Here is a 209-nt window from a genome sequence, read left to right as displayed (position 1 = left end):
ACGAGGTCACCAACGAGGGCAACGACCGCGCGCAGCTCAGCAACATGGCCAAGGCAGCACGCGAGGCGATGGGCAAGACCAGGCTGCAGGCGCTCGCCGACCGCGGCTACTTTAATGGCATGGAGCTAAAGACCTGCGAGGAGGTGGGCATCACGACCTACGTGCCCAAGCCGATGACCTCGAACGCCAAGGCGCACGCGAGGCGATGG

The 209-nt window shown here is 65.1% G+C and carries 1 pseudogene; it reads left to right on the top strand.

The features are described from left to right. Positions 1-209: pseudogene (locus IB278_RS33775) on the top strand (IS5/IS1182 family transposase); the annotation flags it as partial.

It is taken from the genome of Variovorax sp. VRV01 (assembly GCF_014852545.1).
Taxonomy (GTDB): domain Bacteria; phylum Pseudomonadota; class Gammaproteobacteria; order Burkholderiales; family Burkholderiaceae_C; genus Variovorax; species Variovorax beijingensis_A.
The sequence above is the reverse complement of the archived record's forward strand: the minus strand, read 5'-3'. Positions and strand labels throughout refer to the sequence as shown.